We start from the raw sequence: 1711 nt of genomic DNA on the forward strand, positions 1-1711 counted from the left end.
GCTCCGCAACTTTCGGAGCGGCAAATTCCATGCCTATGGTCAACATACGGTTAAGCCCGAAAGTTTGCGACAAGCCCTTTTAAAGCCCCGGAATTAAAGTTCCGGGGTATTTTCATCTCTGTTTTGTACCTGCCGACGAAGCAGAATATCTTGGTATTTTTGATGAAAGAGATACCAAGTAAAAAAACCTATTAGAGCCTGATCCGAAATTAAGTTGAGTGGTGTCAGCGGGTTAGCTTGACGCCATCCCAAGTCGCTGATTCACGGGGTTTTGCAACAAACTTCCGGAGTTCGACGATGTGGACCGACACCACTCGGGCGCAGTATGCCCGTGCACAGCTGACTTTGCCAAGCGATTTGACTGACGCGGAATGGGCCGTGCTGGAGCCGTTTCTTCCGCAGCCTTCACAGGTTGGGCGTCCGCGGAAGTGGCCGCTGCGGCGCATCGTCGAGGCGATCCTGTATCTGCTGCGCGGAGGGCTGCCTTGGCGGATGTTGCCGCCCTGCTTTCCTCCGGTCTCGACGGTACGACGCTGGTTCTACCTGTGGCGCGACAATGGTCTGTGGCTTTCGCTCAATCATGCTCTGCTTCTGATCGGCCGGGAAGCGGCAGGGCGCGAAGCGTCGCCCAGTGCAGGAGTGATCGACAGCCAGAGTGTCAAAACCACCGAGAGCGGCGGGCCTCGGGGCTACGATGCGGGCAAGAAAATCAAGGGGCGCAAGCGCCACATCCTGACCGACACAGACGGCAACCTGGTTCATGCTGTGATCCACACCGCCGACATCCAGGATCGCGACGGGGCACCGTTCGTCCTCGCCGAAATAATCCGCCGCTTCCCGTGGCTGCGGCACGTCTTCGCCGATGGTGGGTATGCCGGTGACAAGCTCCGGGAGGCACTGCGCAAGATCGGAAAGAGCAAATGGACCATCGAAATCATCAAGCGGTCCGACGCCGCGAAAGGCTTCGAGGTGCTGCCGCGCCGCTGGGTGGTGGAACGAACCTTCGCATGGCTCAGCCGCAACCGACGTCTCGCCAAGGACTTCGAACAAACCATCGCCTCAGCAACCGCCTGGCTGTTCATCGCATCAATCCAGCTCTTCACACGCCGTATCGCAAGAGCATGAAATTACACGAGATAGTTTTGAATCAGACTCTAAATAAAGTATGGTTTTCTGCGGATTAGGCGCAACAGCGTATAAGCCGGGAATTAGCGTGCTTTCGTTCTTTTCCTTGATTTTAGTAATGTATGAGTTCAGCTCAAAGCGCAACAAGTCAATACGCTCTTGAGACTGTTGTATCTGATTTTCAATTCTTCGCCGATGCTCTCCATCTTCCAAAATTTCATATTTTTGTGTCAGGATCGATAATCTACGGTATTCATTATTTATTGGAGCGAGGTCTATCTCTTTATTGTCGGCCCTAGAAATTAATTCCAACTCAGCTCTTAATCTATTTTCTGAATTTTTTTTCTCGATTTCGGACAAGGTCCAAATGCTGAACATTAATAGAGTAATGCCGAGGAAAGTGATAAATTTATATAGATTGTCAGTTGGTGCATTAGAGATCATTGTTTTGCGGACCATCCATTTCTCTTTTTTGAAATTTACCTTAATCCCCGTTATCGAAAGGTTTGTGGTTTGCGCGCTGCCGCGCGCAGGGCAGGGAAGCGGCTTGGATTGAGAGAAGGGGCATCGGTCATAGGCGTGGTTT

1 protein-coding gene and 1 pseudogene are annotated in these 1711 nt (G+C 52.0%); one reads left to right on the forward strand and one right to left on the reverse strand.

What is annotated here, in order from left to right:
- Positions 1 to 297 precede the first annotated feature (297 nt).
- Positions 298 to 1125: an IS5 family transposase gene (locus tag KWJ32_RS27980; RefSeq protein ID WP_067489441.1), complete on the forward strand. Its 828-nt coding sequence runs from the start codon at positions 298 to 300 to the stop codon at positions 1123 to 1125.
- Here KWJ32_RS27980 and KWJ32_RS27985 read toward each other — a convergent pair.
- Positions 1087 to 1711 (reverse strand): annotated as a pseudogene (locus KWJ32_RS27985) (hypothetical protein); the annotation flags it as partial. The gene KWJ32_RS27980 and the pseudogene KWJ32_RS27985 sit on opposite strands and share 39 nt — an antisense overlap.

Source organism: Ochrobactrum sp. BTU2 (genome assembly GCF_024539785.1).
Lineage (GTDB): Bacteria > Pseudomonadota > Alphaproteobacteria > Rhizobiales > Rhizobiaceae > Brucella > Brucella anthropi.

Excerpts from the sequence above, each read along its gene's own strand:
- KWJ32_RS27980 (WP_067489441.1), top strand. The coding sequence starts at position 298 with ATGTGGACCGACACCACTCGGGCGCAGTATGCCCGTGCACAGCTGACT.